The organism is uncultured Maritalea sp., from assembly GCF_937139385.1.
Taxonomy (GTDB): Bacteria; Pseudomonadota; Alphaproteobacteria; order Rhizobiales; family Devosiaceae; genus Maritalea; species Maritalea porphyrae_A.
Map to the genome: position 1 here is coordinate 1 of NZ_CAKZPW010000281.1, position 17,386 is coordinate 17,386.

General features: G+C 51.0%; 21 protein-coding genes. 17 read left to right on the forward strand and 4 right to left on the reverse strand.

The genetic code is table 11. The features are described from left to right. Positions 1 to 693, reverse strand: a 693-nt coding sequence (locus Q0231_RS11395) for a DEAD/DEAH box helicase (RefSeq protein WP_299347757.1), incomplete at its 3' end; no start/stop codon positions are given. A 247-nt stretch (positions 694 to 940) separates the two neighbouring features. On the opposite strand from Q0231_RS11395, the gene Q0231_RS11400 reads away from it, so the two are divergent. The 5 genes from Q0231_RS11400 to Q0231_RS11420 are packed head-to-tail and all read left to right on the forward strand — an operon-like array spanning position 941 to position 4,128. After that, positions 941 to 1,789 carry a peptidylprolyl isomerase gene (locus Q0231_RS11400; protein ID WP_299347758.1) on the forward strand — a complete coding sequence of 283 codons (849 nt, stop codon included), beginning with the start codon at positions 941 to 943 and terminating at the stop codon, positions 1,787 to 1,789. A gap of 1 nt (position 1,790) precedes the next feature. Further along, on the forward strand, positions 1,791 to 3,032 hold the full coding sequence (gene argJ, locus Q0231_RS11405) for a bifunctional glutamate N-acetyltransferase/amino-acid acetyltransferase ArgJ (protein WP_299347759.1): 1,242 nt from the start codon (positions 1,791 to 1,793) through the stop codon (positions 3,030 to 3,032). 24 nt (positions 3,033 to 3,056) lie between these two features. After that, on the forward strand, positions 3,057 to 3,470 hold the full coding sequence (locus tag Q0231_RS11410) for an SRPBCC family protein (protein WP_299347760.1): 414 nt from the start codon (positions 3,057 to 3,059) through the stop codon (positions 3,468 to 3,470). Between the two features lie 22 nt (positions 3,471 to 3,492). Next, on the forward strand, positions 3,493 to 3,903 hold the full coding sequence (locus Q0231_RS11415; RefSeq protein WP_299347761.1) for a (deoxy)nucleoside triphosphate pyrophosphohydrolase: 411 nt from the start codon (positions 3,493 to 3,495) through the stop codon (positions 3,901 to 3,903). Between the two features lie 33 nt (positions 3,904 to 3,936). After that, a complete protein-coding gene (locus Q0231_RS11420; protein ID WP_269395052.1) occupies positions 3,937 to 4,128 on the forward strand; it encodes a Flp family type IVb pilin in 192 nt (63 codons plus the stop codon). A gap of 12 nt (positions 4,129 to 4,140) precedes the next feature. Here Q0231_RS11420 and Q0231_RS11425 read toward each other — a convergent pair whose 3' ends face one another. After that, positions 4,141 to 4,995 carry a methyltransferase domain-containing protein gene (locus Q0231_RS11425; RefSeq protein WP_299347762.1) on the reverse strand — a complete coding sequence of 285 codons (855 nt, stop codon included), beginning with the start codon at positions 4,993 to 4,995 and terminating at the stop codon, positions 4,141 to 4,143. Between the two features lie 32 nt (positions 4,996 to 5,027). On the opposite strand from Q0231_RS11425, the gene Q0231_RS11430 reads away from it, so the two are divergent. The 7 genes from Q0231_RS11430 to Q0231_RS11460 all read left to right on the forward strand — a co-directional run bounded on the left by Q0231_RS11430 (position 5,028) and on the right by Q0231_RS11460 (position 9,273). Beyond that, complete coding sequence (locus tag Q0231_RS11430; protein ID WP_299347763.1) at positions 5,028 to 5,834, forward strand: ComF family protein; 807 nt, start codon at positions 5,028 to 5,030, stop codon at positions 5,832 to 5,834. A gap of 34 nt (positions 5,835 to 5,868) precedes the next feature. Beyond that, positions 5,869 to 6,135 (forward strand): glutaredoxin 3, encoded by a 267-nt coding sequence (gene grxC / locus Q0231_RS11435; protein WP_269395049.1) that lies wholly within the window; start codon positions 5,869 to 5,871, stop codon positions 6,133 to 6,135. Between the two features lies 1 nt (position 6,136). Next, a complete protein-coding gene (locus tag Q0231_RS11440) occupies positions 6,137 to 6,970 on the forward strand; it encodes a carbon-nitrogen hydrolase family protein (protein WP_299347764.1) in 834 nt (277 codons plus the stop codon). A 28-nt stretch (positions 6,971 to 6,998) separates the two neighbouring features. Next, positions 6,999 to 7,424 carry a DUF1178 family protein gene (locus Q0231_RS11445; protein ID WP_269395047.1) on the forward strand — a complete coding sequence of 142 codons (426 nt, stop codon included), beginning with the start codon at positions 6,999 to 7,001 and terminating at the stop codon, positions 7,422 to 7,424. Between the two features lie 108 nt (positions 7,425 to 7,532). Continuing rightward, positions 7,533 to 7,853: a helix-turn-helix transcriptional regulator gene (locus tag Q0231_RS11450; protein WP_269395046.1), complete on the forward strand. Its 321-nt coding sequence runs from the start codon at positions 7,533 to 7,535 to the stop codon at positions 7,851 to 7,853. Further along, entirely contained in the window at positions 7,853 to 8,320 is a 468-nt protein-coding gene (locus Q0231_RS11455; protein WP_299347765.1) for an SRPBCC domain-containing protein, read from the forward strand. Before Q0231_RS11450 ends, Q0231_RS11455 begins: the two co-directional genes overlap by 1 nt. 113 nt (positions 8,321 to 8,433) lie before the next feature. Further along, on the forward strand, positions 8,434 to 9,273 hold the full coding sequence (locus Q0231_RS11460) for a hypothetical protein (protein ID WP_299347766.1): 840 nt from the start codon (positions 8,434 to 8,436) through the stop codon (positions 9,271 to 9,273). Here Q0231_RS11460 and ubiG read toward each other — a convergent pair. Then, a complete protein-coding gene (gene ubiG / locus Q0231_RS11465) occupies positions 9,270 to 10,010 on the reverse strand; it encodes a bifunctional 2-polyprenyl-6-hydroxyphenol methylase/3-demethylubiquinol 3-O-methyltransferase UbiG (RefSeq protein ID WP_299347767.1) in 741 nt (246 codons plus the stop codon). The genes Q0231_RS11460 and ubiG overlap by 4 nt on opposite strands. A gap of 254 nt (positions 10,011 to 10,264) precedes the next feature. Between ubiG and Q0231_RS11470 the strand changes: the two genes are divergently transcribed. The 5 genes from Q0231_RS11470 (at position 10,265) to Q0231_RS11490 (ending at position 16,817) form a co-directional block, all read left to right on the forward strand. Continuing rightward, complete coding sequence (locus Q0231_RS11470) at positions 10,265 to 11,536, forward strand: aspartate kinase (RefSeq protein WP_269395042.1); 1,272 nt, start codon at positions 10,265 to 10,267, stop codon at positions 11,534 to 11,536. A 51-nt stretch (positions 11,537 to 11,587) separates the two neighbouring features. Continuing rightward, the gene (gene ptsP, locus Q0231_RS11475) at positions 11,588 to 13,855 is read left to right on the forward strand and encodes a phosphoenolpyruvate--protein phosphotransferase (protein WP_269395041.1); all 2,268 of its coding nucleotides are present in this window, start codon (positions 11,588 to 11,590) and stop codon (positions 13,853 to 13,855) included. Between the two features lie 29 nt (positions 13,856 to 13,884). Continuing rightward, positions 13,885 to 14,961, forward strand: coding sequence for a peptide chain release factor 1 (prfA, locus tag Q0231_RS11480; protein WP_299347768.1), 1,077 nt, complete (start codon positions 13,885 to 13,887; stop codon positions 14,959 to 14,961). Beyond that, a complete protein-coding gene (prmC, locus tag Q0231_RS11485; RefSeq protein ID WP_299347769.1) occupies positions 14,948 to 15,805 on the forward strand; it encodes a peptide chain release factor N(5)-glutamine methyltransferase in 858 nt (285 codons plus the stop codon). Before prfA ends, prmC begins: the two co-directional genes overlap by 14 nt. 328 nt (positions 15,806 to 16,133) lie before the next feature. After that, a complete protein-coding gene (locus Q0231_RS11490; protein WP_299347770.1) occupies positions 16,134 to 16,817 on the forward strand; it encodes a DUF4167 domain-containing protein in 684 nt (227 codons plus the stop codon). Positions 16,818 to 16,899: 82 nt separating this feature from the next. On the opposite strand, the gene Q0231_RS11495 is transcribed toward Q0231_RS11490, so the two are convergent. After that, positions 16,900 to 17,386: helix-turn-helix domain-containing protein (locus Q0231_RS11495; protein ID WP_299347771.1), on the reverse strand; the 487-nt coding region annotated here is incomplete at its 5' end.

Genomic DNA, 17,386 nt, shown 5'->3' on the forward strand with positions numbered 1-17,386 from the left:
TTCAGAAGGACCTGAAATAATCAAAGGCGTACGCGCCTCGTCGATCAAAATTGAATCGACCTCATCCACGATGGCGAAGTGGTGGCCGCGCTGTACCATTTGTTCTTTGGAGAACTTCATGTTGTCGCGCAGATAATCAAAGCCAAATTCGTTGTTGGTGCCATAGGTCACATCCGCTGCATAGGCGGCGCGGCGTTGATCGTCGGATAGGCCGTGGACGATGATGCCAGTGGTCAGGCCGAGGAAACTATAGACTTGGCTCATCCATTGCGCATCGCGGCTAGCCAGATAGTCGTTCACGGTCACCACATGCACACCGTTTCCGGTTAGCGCGTTCAAGTAAACGGCCAAGGTGGCCACAAGGGTTTTACCCTCACCGGTGCGCATTTCAGCAATGGCGTTATCGTTGAGCACCATGCCACCGATCAGCTGAACATCGAAATGGCGCATGCCCATCGCGCGCTTTGCAGCTTCGCGTACTGTGGCAAAAGCGGGTACCAAAAGATCTTCAATTTTGGTGCCATTTTGGTACTGGGCTTTAAACTCATTTGTCCGGGCTTGTAGTTGCTCGTCCGTCAGTGCCGCGAGCTCAGGCTCTAGCGCGTTAATTTTTTCAACGATCGGTCGATATTTTTTTACTTGGCGGTCATTTGAAGAGCCAAAGATTTTTCTTGCTAGCGCGGCGAGTGCCATATGAGCGGTCCCATTTTGTTGCCAATTCGCCTTATTTTCGGCGCATCAGCGGAAAATTCTGTGCGAGAACGTGATGATCGATGGGCATAAGGGCCTATTTTTTATCTATTCAAGCGTTGGGAGATGTAAGTGCGGTGAAGTGTCTTGTCAACGCCTGCCAAATCACGCAAACCTCAAATAAATATGTTCGCCACCTATCCGCCGTTTTTAAGGCGGCGGGTGCCCAAAAGAAAAAGAAAGTCTGATAATGCTGAAAAATGACCTGAAACGCCAAAATGGTTTTCGAAAATTCTTACTCGGCGGGGCAGTTGCTTTTGGCATGTTGAGCGCCCCTGCGGTCTTTGCACAAGAGATTTTGGGCCCAGATGTGGTGATTGCTGTTGTGGGTGGCGAAAATATCACCCAAGCAGAACTAAGCTATGCGCTTGAAGATATGGGCGAAGAAATTACGCAAATCCCGGTGAATGAGCGCCGCGACTTTTTGGTGCAGATGCTGGTGGATATGAAAGTCATGGCCCAAGCTGCGCGCAAGGCTGGCATGGCGGACACAACTACATTTGCAAGCCGAAAAACCTATTTGGAAGATCGGGCGTTGCGCCGGGCCTATTTGCAGGATGTGATGGCCACAGAGGTCAGCCAAGATGAGCTGAAAGCAGCCTATGATGATGCATTCAAGAACTTTGAAGGCAAAGATATGTTCCGCGCGCGCCACATCTTATTGGCTTCAGAAGATGATGCCAAACTGGTTGTTGTTGAGTTGGACAATGGTCGCGATTTTGCTGAAGTTGCTAAAGAAAAATCCACAGGCCCATCCGGTCCACAAGGGGGCGATCTTGGCTACTTCAGCGAAGGGGATATGGTGCCAGAGTTTTTTGAAGCGACCCGTGCGTTGGAAGTTGGTGCGCATTCGGGCCCGGTTCAATCACAATTTGGCTGGCACGTGATCAAACTTGAAGATCGTCGTCCGTCCACGCCACCAACGTTTGAACAGGTTTTACCCCAAATCCGCCAGCGTGTTATGGTTGGCAAGTTCGAGAAGTTGGTTGAGGACCTTAAAGCGGGTTCAAATATTCAAATCATGAATGTGGGTAACTAATATGGCTAAAGTGACGGCTGTGTCGCCACTGGCGCCAGAGAGTTTTCCAGGGCTAGCGAAGGTCGAGGGGGCGGAATTATTTACCGCTTCTATTGGCGAGGGCTATCATGGGCGCGCTAACTTATTTGTGGCGCGCATGGTGCCTGGCACCACAGTTGCCGGGGTTCTAACCAAAAGCAAGTGTCCTTCCGCCCCCATTGATTGGTGCAAACAAAACCTTGTTGCCGGCTCTGCCCGCGCCTTGGTGGTTAATGCGGGCAATGCCAATGCCTTTGTGGGCAAAGTTGGCGCGCAAACTGTGCAAAAAACCGCAGATGCTGCGGCTGAATTGTTGCATTGTGAACCTGGTGAAGTGTTTATTTCCTCGACCGGGGTAATTGGTGAACCGCTGGATGCCAAGCCGCTTGTGGCTGCGCTAGCGCAATCGCTAAAACAAAGCGCAGACTATGAAGCCGCGGCCAATACCATTCGCACAACGGACACTTTTGCCAAAGGCGCTGGTGCTTCTTTTGATCTTGATGGGGTGGACGTTTGTATTTCGGGCATTGCAAAGGGATCAGGGATGATTGCGCCGAATATGGCGACCATGCTGTCTTATATTTTTACCGATGTTCCAATTGCTGCAAATGTTTTGCAAGCGATTTTGGTTGAAGGCAACGCAAAAAGCTTCAACGCCATAACAGTGGATAGTGATACCTCCACCTCAGACACCTGTTTGGTTTTTGCAACGGGTGCCGCAAAGGGGCGCGGACTTGAGCCGATCACAGGTTTGGATGACCCACGTTGCACGGATTTCTCTCAAGCGTTGCACGCCGTTTTGCATGACCTTGCTCTGCAAATCATCCGCGATGGTGAAGGGGCAACCAAATTGATGGTGGTCAAAGTGGTTGGCGCAACTTCGGATCAAAGTGCTGATGTTATTGCGCGTTCAATTGCCAATTCACCATTGGTGAAAACAGCGCTTGCGGGCGAAGATGCAAACTGGGGTCGCGTGGTCGCAGCGGTTGGCAAAGCAGGTGAGCCAGCTGATCGCGATAAGTTGCAAATTCGGTTTGGTGATTTGGTGGTGGCAAAAGAGGGCTACCGCTCGCCAGATTATTCTGAAGCAGTGGCCAGCCAATATATGAAAAATCAAGAGATCGAAATTGGTGTTGATTTGGGCTTGGGCGCGGGTGAAGCGACCATTTATGGCTGTGATTTGACGCACAGTTATGTGTCGATCAATGGGGACTACCGTAGCTAGGCCATAGCAAATTGGGGGACCAAGATGAAAATCACGATTGAGGCGATCGTAAGGGCAGACATTGAGACTGTTTGGTCATGTTGGAATAGTCCGGACGACATTGTGAACTGGAACGCAGCGTCTGATGATTGGCACACAACTACCGCAAGTGTCGATTTACGGGTTGGCGGTCAAACTTCCTCTCGCATGGAAGCCAAAGATGGCAGCATGGGTTTTGACTTTGTTGGCACGTTCACCACCATCGTTGAGCACGAGCTTATTGAATTTGAATTGGAAGACGCTCGGACCGTTCGGGTGCAATTTAAGGGCTCAGATGGATTTGTGAAAATCACAGAAACATTTGATGCAGAAGATGAAAATGAAATTGAAATGCAGCGCGCGGGTTGGCAAGCTATTTTGAACCGATTTGCCGCCTATACCGAAGAAAAACTCAAATAATCTGCAATCGAAAGAATATGTTTTGACAGATCAAAAACCGGTTTTGTTGGTGGTCGCTTGCGCTTTGGTGGATGCGGATCGGCGTGTGCTTATTGCGCAACGGCCCCAAAACAAGAGCATGGGCGGCTTGTGGGAATTCCCTGGGGGCAAGGTCGAGGCGAATGAAAGCCCGGAAGAAGCGATCATTCGTGAGTTGAAGGAAGAGTTGGATATCGACACCCAACAGGCTTGCCTTGCGCCGCTCACATTCGCGTCTTTTTCTTATGAGAAATTTCACCTTCTGATGCCACTTTATGTATGCCGGAAATGGCAGGGGACCCCCAACGCGCTTGAGCATTTAGCGCTGAAGTGGGTCAAGCCGCAGCGTTTGCGCGATTACCCAATGCCCCCGGCAGACGAACCGCTGGTCGCCCATTTGTGCGATCTGCTCTAAGTATGAAGCGATGCCAAGGCAGGGAACTGACCCATGAAGATCCAACTCAAAGCTTTTCTGCACAATGATAGTGGGGCAACAGCCATCGAGTACGGTCTGATCGCTGCTGTTGTGGCGGTGGTGGTTATTGCGTCTTTTAATGGACTTGGGGATGCGCTGAATGACTTGTTCAATGGGAACGAGAAAAGCATCATCGGCGCAATGAGCAACGCGAATAAATCCTGAGGGCTTTTGGCTCTATTTATCTTTTTCAAGCACGTCTTTGAGTGAGACTTTTGCGCTACCTGGTGCGAGAGGTTTTTGTTGGCTTTCGTGGGGTGCCCATGCAGAAAGCCAGATGAATTCCAGTGTGGCGGGCACGCGGCCATCGTCATTCTGATGGTCTTCAATATAGTGGCCGATGACTTTGCCCAACAGTTTTCTCGTGGTGGCTTTTTGGGGCACCTCTATCATTGGGTTTGTGGCCCCAAAGGCTCTAAGTTCGCTCATCAGCGCGAGGGGATGTTCGTAGCGCACTGTATGGTGTTCCAGGTCCGCAACAGGCAAGGCAAAGCCCGCGCGTTGCAATAGGGCGCCCGCATCGCGAATGTCTATGAATGGCGCCACACGTAAGAATGCTCCCCCAGAGACTTCTTCGTCCGCCTTTAGCCAAACAGCGCGAAGTTCTTTTAGCGTTTCGCCACCAAGGGCGGCCCCCATAAACAAACCATCAGGTTTGAGGTGGTTGCGGATTTGGCTGAGAAAACCGGGTACGTCATTGATGGTTTGCAGGTCCATCAGCGAAATGATCAGATCATATTGATCGGCAGAGGGCGTGAATTGCTCCACATTTAGGTGCTGAATATCCTTAGCGGGCAGCAGAGTGGTTGCTGTTTCAAACTGGATCGGGTCCGATGCTGTGTGCCCCTTGTCCAACAAATATTCTTGAGAGGGCGCGACGAATAACGCCTTTTCGAATTTGCGGGTAATGGTGGCCAACCGGCTTTGGAGTTCACCATGCACCAATTCAGCGATGAAATGGTCATCAGCAAAGCCCCGGCGTTTCAATCGTGTTTGAATTCGGTTACGATTAAAAATCACGGGTGGCTGCATGGTGTGGCTCCAAATTTACTTTGAGCATTTTTATGACGACGATGGGCAACAACAAATGGGTTGCGCAAGCCAAATCACTAAAATTGAGCGCTCAGTCGGGCGCGATCAAATGGCGCGACCGGGCTTTGGATATGCTTTTTCCACCCTGCTGTCTAGCGTGTGATGCCCCCATTGTTGCAGCGGATGGGTTGTGCGCGCCTTGTTGGGGCAAGTTACGGTTTATCTCTAAACCCTATTGCCCGGTTTTGGGGATTCCGTTTGCGGCAGATCTTGGGGCTGGGGTTTTGAGCGCTGAGGCCATTGCGCAGCCGCCCACATTCGCCCGGGCCAGGGCTGCGGTGATCTATGATGATTTGGCGCGCCAACTGGTGTCCCAATTCAAATATGGAGATCGGTTGGAGTTGGCGAAATTTTGCGCCCAGTTGATGTATATTGCGGGCGAAGATTTTTGGGCGTCTTCTTGTGTGTTTGTGCCCGTACCGTTGCATTGGCGGCGCAGGTTGTCGCGGCGGTATAACCAAAGCCAATTGCTTGCGGACCAATTGGGGCAACTGACGGGGTTTGAGGTGCGATCGGACTGGGTGGAACGTAAGCGCTTTACCCGGCAGCAGGTGGGGTTGAGTTCAAAAGATCGCGAGCAGAACGTGCGGGGCGCATTTGTGGTTACCGACCGATTTTTGGAACAATATCAAGGGCAACACATTGTAATTGTTGATGATGTTGTAACTACAGGGGCCACGGTTGAGGCAATTGCGCGTAGCTTTAAAGCAAAATATCGCGACAAGGTGAACGTCTTGAGCTTTGCACGGGTTGTCACAGGGCCTATTGGTGCAATATAGAAACTGGTCCCACTTGATCAACTAGGAGCAATTTGTGCCCACGATCGAAATCTATACCACACCCACTTGCCCATATTGTCTGGCTGCTAAAGCATTACTTGATAAAAAGGGCGTTGCTTACACAGAAATGACTGTCATCGGCGATCCTGCTAAACGCCAAGAAATGCTTGAGCGCGCAAACGGCAGCCACACAGTGCCGCAAATCTTTATTGACGGCCAGCATATTGGCGGGTTTGACGATATGAATGCTTTGGACCGACGGGGCAAACTTGACCCGTTGCTTAAACGCGCTGCGAGCTAAAATGCTGCTTGGCGCCTTTCAAATGTGCTCTTCAATGGATGCGACAGAAAACCTGCGCGCCATTGAGGGCGCTTGCGCAAAGGCGCATGAACAAGGCGTAACCTATCTGCAGGTGCCAGAAATGGCGGTGATGTTTGCAGAAAACCATGATGGCCTTCAACGCTTTGTTGCCAATGGCCTTGATGTGGCGCTCGCCCAACTTGGTGAAATGGCCAAAACCTATCAGCTTTATTTGCATGTGGGTTCGGTTGCAGTTGGCAGTGATAGCGGCAAATGCTTGAACCGGGCTTTTTTGTTTGCTCCTGACGGCACCCAAAAAGCCTATTACGACAAAATCCATCTATTTGATGCGGATGTTGCAGGCGATGCACCTTACCGCGAAAGCAAAAACTTTGATGCGGGTGAGCGCGCTGTAGTGGCGGACGTTGCCGGTGTCGGGCTTGGCATGGCGATTTGTTATGATGTGCGCTTCCCACAATTGTTTGCCACGTTGCGTCAAGCTGGCGCACAGATTTTGACCGTACCTGCGGCCTTTACAGTTCCAACGGGTAAAGCCCATTGGGAAAGCTTGTTGCGGGCGCGGGCGATTGAAACAGGATGCTATTTGGTTGCGGCAGCGCAAGGGGGCGATCACGCCAATGGGCGCAAAACCTATGGCCATTCGATGATTGTGGACCCTTGGGGCAAAATTGTTGCCACTTGCGGAGATGGGGGCAATGGGTTAATTGTCGCCCCGTTCGACGCTGAACAAGTCAAAGAAGCGCGATCTCGCATACCGACACTTGCCAATCAACGGCATTTTTCGCTAAGCGTTAACCATAATGCGGCACAATGACAACGATGAAACATAAGGGTGTCCTTTCGTGATCCAGTATTCGCTTAGCTGCGCAAACGAACATAAGTTCGAAGCTTGGTTTAAAAATGCCGATGCCTATGACGTGCAAGCAAGTCAAGGTGTTTTGGAGTGCCCAGTTTGTGGTTCAGCCGATGTCAACAAAGCCTTGATGGCACCCGCTGTTGGCAAAAAATCAAACCAAAAAGTTGCCTTGTCTGCCGGTCATCCTGAGCAAAAAGCTTTGCGTGACGCTATGAACAAGTTGCGCAACAAAGTGGTCAGCGAAGCGGAATATGTGGGTGATCGGTTTGCCGAAGAGGCGCGCAAAATTCACCTTGAAGAAAGCGAGAGCCGTGGCATTTACGGTGAAGCAACGTCCGAAGAAGTAAGCTCTTTGGTTGAAGAAGGTGTTGACTTTTTGCCCTTGCCCGCGGCCCCTGAAGACCATAACTAGCGTTTAATTTCAGCGCTTTAGATGATTAAACCGCCAGCGATGCTCGGCGGTTTTTTTGTTTTTGTCTTTGGCGTTGACATCTATGTAAGTTTTGACTTACGGTAAGTTATGGCTTACCAAGAAATCTTCTCAGCATTGGCAGACCCAACCAGGCGACAGATTTTTGAACATCTGCGCGACCAGCCCAAAACGGTTGGCGAGTTGGCAAAGGGGCAGACCGTGTCGCGCCCGGCGGTGTCGCAACATTTGCGGGTATTGCAAGATGCGCATTTGGTAAGCGTTCAGCCGCAGGGCAACCGCCGTTTGTATTCGATCAAACGTGAAGGCCTGAAAGAATTACGCGATTATCTCGACTGCTTTTGGTCGGACGCTTTTTCTGCTTATCGGGCAGAAATCGCAAAGGTTATGGATGAAAAGGGAAAAGAATAATGTTGGAACCACTTGTTAAAACAATAGATGTGCCTTGCGATCAAGCCACAGCATTTGATGTTTTTATCAACAAAATGGACAGTTGGTGGCCGTTGGGCAAATTCACTTTGTCCGCCATGAAAGGCGAACCGGCCACCGGTATTCGCGTTGATGCGCGGCCAGATGGGCAAATTGTTGAATTGGGTGCAGGTGGGGTTGAAACCCTTTGGGGCACGATCAAAGAATATAATCCCAACGATTACCTATCAATGGATTTTCACATTCCTGCCCCCGGTCACGAAGAAGTGGGCGAGCGCACCTTGGTTGAAGTGCGGTTCACATCGCTTGGGGACAATTCGACACGGCTTGAATTGACCCAAAGCAATTGGGAGGCCTTGGGCGATATGGCTGAAATGGTGCATGGCGGTTACGGCCATGGCTGGACCATGATCCTAGAAGGCGGCTATTTGGCTTCGTTTTCGGGTTAAATTGCGCAAAGAACAGGGAGGCAGCGGCAATTTGGTCGCTGTCAGTTTGTGAATTGATCTAACTCATTTGCTTCTGCCACTGACGGGTGCACCTTTTGCTGATGGAGGTTAGCATGGCGCAAGGTTGGCAAAAGGAAATTGATGACCTTTTAGGTCGCGAAGCGGAAAACGGCGGTCCGCACTGGTCTCGCACAGATGGCGATATTCATGCACCGGCGGGTTTTTGCACGATTGACGTCTTAACGGCGTTGGGTGGCATGGGGGCCCGTGTTGACGCACACAGTCAGCTCCAAACGGCGCTTGATTTTGTTAGAACCTTTCGAAATGACGATGGGTCGTTCAGCTACAACAAACGTAAAACCCATTTGCCATGCATGACCGCGAGGATTCTTGCGGCATTTGGGTGGCTTCACGCGCCGATAGATGAAGAGCTGGAAGCAAGCTATCAACATTTGATCGGCTTACAATGGGGCGATGGCGGATGGCGTTGCGCAACGGCCAAACTCGGCAAATCTGCAGCAACAGACACCAGTAATCCAGGCACGACGCTATTTGTTTTGGACGCGTTTCGCTTTCGGAAAAACAATGCATCGGTGCAAAAGAGCCTTAACCGTGCGGCCTTCTTTTTGCTGGATCATTGGGAAAGCCGCTTGCCTTTGGGGCCTTGCGAGTTCGGTTTAGGTTCGCGTTTCTTAAAGGTTGAATACCCGTTTCGCCGCTACACTTTGTTTTATTATGTGTTCGTCTTGGCCCACTACAAGTGTGTTCATAAAGACAAACGCTTTTTGGCCGCGTTAGATGAGTTGGCAACACATGTTCAAGGTGAAGAGATCATTCTTGATGTTGTTCACAAGGCTTGGCGTGAATATGCGCCGTTCGCCAAAGACAAACCGAGCACGTTGGCGGCCCAATATTGGAAAGAGATTGCTCGACAGGTCGGTGGTCCCGCCTAACCTTTTAACTTCTGTGCCAACAACATGTAATTCACGCTCAAGTCTTTTGAGCGTTTCCATTTGTCTTCTAGGGGCGAATAGGAAACGCCGGAGCGCTCCATGATTTGCATGTCATTGCGTTTTAAAATGGAGGTGATTTCTTCCGGCGTTACAAATTTGTCGTATGTGTGGGTGCCTTTAGGCAGCCAACGCAGCACGTGTTCTGCACCAACGATGGCAAGGGCATAGGCCTTAAAGGTTCGGTTGATGGTGGCGACAAACATGATGCCGCCGGGTTTAACGAGGGCGGCGCAGCTTTCAAGATAAAGCTGGATGTCGTTGACGTGCTCGATGACTTCCATGTTCAAGACCACATCAAATTGCTCGCCTTGTTCCGCTAGGGCTTCGGATGTGGTGGCGCGATAATCAATATCCAACCCAACGCGCTCGGCATGATTTTGAGCAATTTTAATGTTCTTCTCGCCCGCATCCGCGCCCACAACGGTTGCGCCCAGGCGTTTCATGGGTTCACACAGCAAGCCGCCGCCGCAGCCAATGTCAAGGAAACGCAGGCCTGCAAAGGGTTCGCGGGCCGTTTCGTCTAATTTGAAATGGCTGATCACGGCGTTTCTAATGTAAGCTAGGCGCACTGGATTGAATTTATGCAGCGGTTGAAATTTGCCCTTCGGGTCCCACCATTCGTCGGCCATAGCGGTGAAGCGTTCAACTTCTGCGGCTTCAATTGTGGTTGCTGACATGTTTTTATCCTTAAATCGGTAGCGGCCAGATTAGGTGAAACCAAGACCAGTTGGTTCAAACTCGACTTGCATTATACGCCAATAACACCCTAACAGATCAGGTGAGATATTGTCTCAGTCAAGCACAATGTTGGCTTTTTGTTGATTGAATTGCTGGTTTATGGCAATGGTCCGCCCGCGACAACTTTAAAGTGCACCCTATTTAACCTGTGGCAGCAAACGTCAGACAGGGCAAAAAATCAGGAACGTTTTTAATGGCAACCATCGTGATGAAGTTTGGCGGCACCTCTGTCGCTGATATTGAACGGATCAGGCATGCGGCCCGACATGTCAAACGTGAAGTTGATCTTGGCAACAAGGTTTGTGTTGTTGTGTCTGCCATGTCTGGCAAGACCAACGAACTTGTTGGCTACGCCCGCGCCGCAGCAACATTGCATGATGCGCGCGAATATGACGCTGTTGTGGCCTCTGGTGAGCAAGTCACCGCTGGGTTGATGGCGATCGTTCTACAAGACGCTGGTGTGCCCGCGCGCTCTTTTGCGGGTTGGCAAGTGCCGATTGAAACAAATGATGCGCATGGCGCCGCCCGGATTACCAATATTGAGCCAGACCTTTTGCAAGAGCGCATGGATGAAGGCGTTGTTTGTGTGGTCACCGGTTTCCAAGGCATCTCGCCACAAAACCGGATTACGACGCTTGGGCGGGGTGGATCTGACACAAGTGCGGTGGCGGTTGCTGCAGCGGTCAAAGCGGATCGGTGTGATATTTATACGGATGTGGATGGGGTCTATACAACGGACCCGCGCATTGTGCCAAAAGCCAGACGGCTTGAAAGAATTAGTTTTGAAGAGATGCTTGAAATGGCATCATTGGGCGCGAAAGTTTTGCAAACGCGTTCTGTTGAATTAGCCATGGCGAAAAAAGTTCGGCTGGTGGTGCGTTCGAGTTTTGATGACCCTGAAACAGTGCCTGCTTTGAATGCAGATGGGTCTTGGAATGGTCCTGGAACGTTGGTTTGTGATGAGGATGAAATTATGGAAAAGCAAATCGTATCTGGTGTGACATGCGCGCGCTCAGAAGCCAAAATCACACTGCGCGGCGTGAAGGATAATCCTGGCGTGGCTGCAGACGTATTTGGCCCATTGGCCGATGCTCAGATTGTGGTGGACATGATCGTGCAGAATATTTCTGACGATGGCCGGGAGACCGATATTACCTTCACCGTGCCAGACACTGAGTACGAAAAGAGCCTAAATGTGCTCAAAGAAGCGGGCAAGTCTACGCTCGAATATGATTCGATTTCTGGCTCAAAAGGCTCTGCAAAGATCTCTGTGGTGGGTGTTGGCATGCGTTCGCACGCTGGTGTTGCCGCTTCAATGTTTAAGGCTTTGTCCGATAAAGGCATTAATATTCAACTGATTACGACTTCTGAAATCAAAACTTCAGTATTGATTGATGAAGAATATGCTGAACTTGCAGTTCGGGCGTTGCATACTTACTACGGACTTGATGTAGAAGAGGCCTAATCGGGTTAACCGAAGACGGCACAGGCGGCCACATTTGTGGTTGAGGGAAAAATGACAATTATGACCACTGGTCCAAGAGAGCTGTTGCGTCGTTTAAGAGCGACCATGGCTGAAACTTTGGGTATCCAGGAGCGGCTAGATAAAATCGTTGAGTTGATTTCGGATAGTATGCACGCCGACGTGTGCTCTTTCTATGTCTTGCGCGATGATGGTCAATTGGAATTGTTTGCCACTCAAGGGCTCAAGCGCGAAGCGGTGCATAAAACCACTTTGCGATTGGGCGAAGGCCTTGTTGGCTTGATCGCGTCTGAAGCGCAACCGCTCAATTTGGCTGATGCACCTTCGCATCCAGCTTTTGCCTATCGTCCTGAAACGGGCGAGGATCCCTACCACTCGTTTCTTGGAGTGCCGGTATTGCGATCCGGGCAAACCCTTGGCGTTTTGGATGTGCAGGGGCGCGAAGGTCGACTTTACTCCGAAGCTGAAACAGAAGCCCTGTTGACCACGGCTACCTTGTTGGCGGAAATGGTTTCGACCGCGGAATTTGGTTTATTGGTGGGCTCTGGGTCCAACATTGAATTACGCCGCCCGCGCACGTTTGAAGCGGCCAGTTTTTCTGATGGTATTGCTTTGGGCAAAGTGTTCATCCACGACCCACGGGTGGTGGTGACCAATTTTGTTGCCGAAGATGTGGACGCAGAAACACAGCGGTTGGAACGCGCGGTGCGCACCATGCGCATGTCGATTGATGATATGTTCAACCAACGTGACATGCAGGCACGTTCTGAACACCGTGAGATTTTGGAAAGCTACCGCATGTTCGCCCATGACCGGGGGTGGTTGCGGCGGTTGCGTGAGGCGGTGGCCAGCGGGTTGACCGCAGAAGCTGCGGTTGAACGGGTACAAAACGATACGCGCGCGCGCATGATGCGCCAAACGGACCCTTACATTCGGGATCGTTTGCACGATTTGGATGATTTGGCGAACCGTTTGCTGCGGGTTCTGACTGGCGACACGAAGGTTTTCGGGCGGCATGAATTGCCCGAAAATGCGATTTTGGTGGCGCGGAATATGGGGCCGGCTGAATTGCTGGAATATGACCGCACCAAACTCAAAGGCGTAGCGCTTGAAGAAGGCGGCATGACCGCCCATGTGGCCATTGTTGCTCGCTCGCTTGGCATTGCGGTGATGGGGCAGGCGGACAATATCACCTCGATCTGTGAAACGGGTGATAGTATTATTTTGGATGCGCAAACGGGCACGATCCATTTGCGGCCAACTGAAGATGTTGAAGCCACATATGCAGATAAGGTTCGCCTGAGCGCTAAGCGCCAAGAACGGTTTGCAGCGCTTAAGGACAAACCATCGGTTACCCTTGATGGGGTTGCAATTACCCTGTTGCACAATTCAGGATTGCTGGCTGATCTGCCCGCGATTGAAGAAACAGGCGCCTCAGGCATTGGGCTTTTTAGAACTGAACTGCAGTTCATGATCGCATCCAAACTCCCACGTTTGGCCGAACAGGTTGAACTCTATAGCCAAGCGATGGATCTGGCGGCGGACCGCCCGATTGTATTCCGCTTGCTGGATATTGGGGGCGATAAGGTTGTGCCTTATCTGCGTTCAGCGACTGAAGAGAACCCGGCCATGGGCTGGCGTTCATTGCGTTTGGGGTTGGATCGCCCTGCTTTGTTGCGCACGCAAATTCGCGCGCTTTTGCAGGCGGCGAATGGCCGACCTCTGGACATCTTAGTGCCTATGGTTACGGACTGTCATGAGTTCATTGAAGCCCGCCAGATGGTCAATGTTGAGCTGCAGCGCTTGCATAATTCTGCGATTGCGGTGCCATCAAAATTGCGCGTTGGGGCAATGATTGAAGTGCCCTCGCTGTTGTTTGAGCTGGACCAATTGTTGCCGCTGACGGATTTTGTTTCCATAGGGTCCAATGATTTGGTGCAGTTTTTGACCGCTGCTGACCGGGCAAATGCGCGGGTTGCGAGGCGGTATGATGCGATCGCGCCATCGCGTTTGCGGGCGTTCAAGCACATTGCGGACGCTGCAAAACGGCATGAAAAACCTTTGACCATGTGTGGTGAATTGGCCGGCCGTCCAATTGAAGCTCTGGCGCTAATGGCGGTGGGTATTGAGCGGTTGAGCATGGCCGCATCATCAGTTGGACAAATCAAAGAATTGGTATTAAGCCTTGATTTAATGCAGTTGCGCTCCCAATTGGCAGAGGCGCTGGACAATGACTCGGGCAACCTGGACATTCGTGAATTTCTTTATGCGCTAGCGGACCGGCAAGGTCTGCCGCTTTAGCGCTCTTACACATTAGAAGGTGCCTATTTATGGCGAAATTACCGACCGAAAAGTTGGATGCAATGGTTAGCCGCTACCAAGCGATTGAAGATCAGATGTCGCAAGGCCCTGATGCAGAGACCATTGTAAAGCTGTCTAAAGAACATTCTGAACTTCAAACTGTCGTGGAAAAAATCCGCGAGTTTAACGCTGCCAAATTGGGCCTTGAAGAAGCTGAGGAAATTATCGCATCGGGCGATAAAGAACTTGCTGAGTTGGCCGAAATGGAGCGCGAAGAGCTTAAGGAGAAAGTCGAGCAATTCACCCAAGACATTCGTTTGTTGCTGCTGCCAAAAGATGATGCAGACGACAAAAGCGCTATTTTGGAAGTGCGCGCGGGTACGGGCGGTGATGAGGCCGCGCTTTTTGCGGGTGATCTGTTTCGCATGTATCAACGCCACGCGGAGCTTTCAGGGTGGAAAATGACCATCATGGATCAAGCTGATGGGGATATGGGCGGCTATAAGGAGATTGTTGCCTCGATAAAAGGCAATGGCGTTTACGCGCGGATGAAATTTGAATCCGGTGTGCACCGTGTGCAGCGGGTGCCTGATACCGAATCAAGCGGGCGTATTCATACCTCTGCGGCAACCGTTGCGGTTTTGCCCGAGTTTGAAGACATCGATATTGAAATTCGCAACGAAGACATTCGTATTGATACAATGCGGGCTTCGGGCGCTGGTGGTCAGCATGTGAACACCACCGACAGCGCGGTCCGCATTACGCACATTCCAACGGGTATCGTTGTGCTTTCGTCTGAAAAGTCTCAACACCAAAACCGGGCCAATGCGATGAAGGTTTTGCGGGCACGGCTTTATGAAGAACAACGCGAAAAACGGGATAGCGAACGGGCCGATGCACGTCGGGACCAAGTGGGGTCCGGAGATAGATCTGAACGCATTCGCACGTATAATTTCCCGCAAGGTCGAATGACAGACCACCGGATCAACCTCACGCTTTACAAGTTGGACAAGCTGATTGCGGGCGAAGGGCTTGATGAGGTAATTGACGCGCTGATTACCGAGAATCAAGCCGCCCAATTGGCCGCTTTGGATGAAGACGTATAACTCAGTGGTCAGTTATGCACAGCGTTTGCTTTTTTGGCGCAAGAAATTTCAAGCTGCGGGCTTAACGACCGCGGGGCTAGACGCTCGCTATTTGCTGCTGTTTGCGGCAAAAATGGATGCGGCCCAATTGATCAGCGCCGATCAGAATGAAATACCTGCCGATGTGTCAGCCGCGTTTGATGGCATGGGGGAAAGACGTTTAAAAGGCGAGCCTGTAGCGCGCATTTTGGGCGAAAAGGAATTCTTTGGGCACAATTTTTTGCTCAATAAAGACACGCTGGTGCCGCGTCCTGAAACCGAATTGATCGTTGATATTGCGCTCGAGCGCTTTCCAAGTGACGGGCGCTTGTTGGATTTGGGCACCGGGTCCGGCGCAATTGCCATAACCATATTGCTGGAGTTTCCGGACGCTATCGGCACCGCCGTTGATATTTCTAAGGGGGCGTTGGATTGCGCCCGCGAAAACGCCATTCGACACGGGGTCGAAGATCGATTGACCTTGTTGCAGGGCAGTTGGTTTGAACCGGTTGAAGCGCAAAAGTTTGACCTGATTATTTCAAACCCACCCTATATCGGCCTTGATGAGCGTAACGAGATGAACGCTGAAGCGTTGGGCTTTGATCCACAATTGGCGCTTTTTGCTGATGAAGGTGGGCTTGCGGCCTATAAGTCGATTATTGATCGGGCAAATGAATATTTGGCGGGTGATGGGTGGTTGATTCTTGAAATTGGCTATCGGCAGGCTGATGTGGTCTCCAAACTCCTGTCAGATAATGGTTTTGATGAAATTGCCAAACTGTCTGACCTTTCAGGACATGACCGGGCGCTATTGGCTCAGCGTTAAAATTGGCTTGTAAATCAGGCATTAATCGAAGAATAATTTTTTTCTTGGAAAATTTAGACGAACCATATAGGTTCCATTTGCGTGTTAAATTATTGGGTGCAGGTCATCCAATCGCGAATTTACAATTGAAACGAATTTTTGATTGATAGATCGCGCGCACGCCGGACAGCAGGCATATAGCAGCATCCATCTTTGCATAGACAACGAGCAGACTTCTTAAGTGAAGCGCTTGGGCCGGATTTGGATTGCAATTACATTTTATCAAATGTGAGCCATGTGCGTTGCCCAATGAGATAAGAATTATTTGTAGCCATCGCATGAGACATCTATGAGACCTGGACAAAAAAATAATCGCTCACGTGGCCGTGGAAACGGCGGCGGTGGTGGCGGTCGCAAACATGTCAATCCGTTGTCACGTAGTTACGAAAGTAACGGCCCAGATGTTAAGGTGCGCGGCAATCCAGCAACGATTGCTGAGAAGTACGTGCAGTTGGCACGGGACGCTCACGCATCTGGCGACAGTGTGAACTCTGAAAACTATTACCAGCACGCTGAGCATTATTTCCGGATCATTTCTGCTGCTCAAGCCCATACACAAGCGCGTCAAGAAGAGCGCGATCGTGCACAGGCGGAACGTGGTGAGACTGCACCTGAAGAGAATCGTTCAGACAACCAAACGTCAAAAGCTGAAAACACGCCTGTGGAACCTGCAGTTGTAAAAGAAGCTGATGCGCCGGTTGAAGCCAGCTCGAGCGATGAAAAGCCAAGCGGCGGTGAAGAAGAAACGCCACGGCCACGTCGTGCACCGCGTGCGCGTCGTCCACGTCGTAAACCGGTTGAAAATGCCGAACTTGCAGAAGCGCCTCAGCCTTCGATGAATTTGGCAGAGCCGGAACCCAAAAAGGTTGAGCCTGCAGTTGAAGCGGTGAAAGAAGAAAAAGCGCCGCCTGCAGTAAAAAAGACGCCTAAAGCCAAAGGCGACGACAGCCCGGCAAAAGAAGCGGCTGAATAATTAAAAAGGGTCAACTGAATAGTGGCCCTTTTTTATTTCTATACCCTCAGTTCAACTGTGGTCAGGTTTATAATCGCAAAAACTAGGCGGCGGTGCCTGCGTTGAATTGCCGGCGATAGTCACTGGGTGAAATTTTCAACTTGTTCCTAAAATGGTGGCGCAAGGTTTCGGGCGTTTTAAAACCACTTCGGGCGGCAATGTGCTCGATTGACAGGTCGGCCTTTTCGAGCAATTCGCGGGCAAAATAGATCCGCTCGGTGGTCAGCCATTGGGCTGGGCTTTGCCCCGTTGTTTGTGCAAAACGCCGAATCAAAGTTCGCTCTGACATGACAGCATGGGCGGCCATGGATTTGATGGACCAATTGAGATCAAGGGTTGTGCGTACATGGTCGAGCAATTGTGCCAATGGCCCTTTGGAAGGTTGAGCGACCGGGCGTGGCACAAATTGCCTTTGGCCTCCCTCACGATGGGCGGGCAAAACTAAACGTTGAGCGATAATGTTTGCAGCATTCGTTCCAAAATCCTGCCGGATGACATGCAGGGCCAAATCGATGCCCGCAGCAGACCCT

Bases quoted from the DNA above. Each gene is read 5' to 3' on its own strand.
- Q0231_RS11400 (WP_299347758.1), top strand. From the start codon at position 941: ATGCTGAAAAATGACCTGAAACGCCAAAATGGTTTTCGAAAATTCTTA.
- argJ (WP_299347759.1), top strand. From the start codon at position 1,791: ATGGCTAAAGTGACGGCTGTGTCGCCACTGGCGCCAGAGAGTTTTCCA.
- Q0231_RS11410 (WP_299347760.1), top strand. From the start codon at position 3,057: ATGAAAATCACGATTGAGGCGATCGTAAGGGCAGACATTGAGACTGTT.
- Q0231_RS11420 (WP_269395052.1), top strand. From the start codon at position 3,937: ATGAAGATCCAACTCAAAGCTTTTCTGCACAATGATAGTGGGGCAACA.
- Q0231_RS11425 (WP_299347762.1), bottom strand. From the start codon at position 4,995: ATGCAGCCACCCGTGATTTTTAATCGTAACCGAATTCAAACACGATTG.
- Q0231_RS11430 (WP_299347763.1), top strand. From the start codon at position 5,028: ATGACGACGATGGGCAACAACAAATGGGTTGCGCAAGCCAAATCACTA.
- Q0231_RS11440 (WP_299347764.1), top strand. From the start codon at position 6,137: ATGCTGCTTGGCGCCTTTCAAATGTGCTCTTCAATGGATGCGACAGAA.
- Q0231_RS11450 (WP_269395046.1), top strand. From the start codon at position 7,533: ATGGCTTACCAAGAAATCTTCTCAGCATTGGCAGACCCAACCAGGCGA.
- Q0231_RS11455 (WP_299347765.1), top strand. From the start codon at position 7,853: ATGTTGGAACCACTTGTTAAAACAATAGATGTGCCTTGCGATCAAGCC.
- Q0231_RS11460 (WP_299347766.1), top strand. From the start codon at position 8,434: ATGGCGCAAGGTTGGCAAAAGGAAATTGATGACCTTTTAGGTCGCGAA.
- ubiG (WP_299347767.1), bottom strand. From the start codon at position 10,010: ATGTCAGCAACCACAATTGAAGCCGCAGAAGTTGAACGCTTCACCGCT.
- Q0231_RS11470 (WP_269395042.1), top strand. From the start codon at position 10,265: ATGGCAACCATCGTGATGAAGTTTGGCGGCACCTCTGTCGCTGATATT.
- ptsP (WP_269395041.1), top strand. From the start codon at position 11,588: ATGACAATTATGACCACTGGTCCAAGAGAGCTGTTGCGTCGTTTAAGA.
- prfA (WP_299347768.1), top strand. From the start codon at position 13,885: ATGGCGAAATTACCGACCGAAAAGTTGGATGCAATGGTTAGCCGCTAC.
- prmC (WP_299347769.1), top strand. From the start codon at position 14,948: ATGAAGACGTATAACTCAGTGGTCAGTTATGCACAGCGTTTGCTTTTT.
- Q0231_RS11490 (WP_299347770.1), top strand. From the start codon at position 16,134: ATGAGACCTGGACAAAAAAATAATCGCTCACGTGGCCGTGGAAACGGC.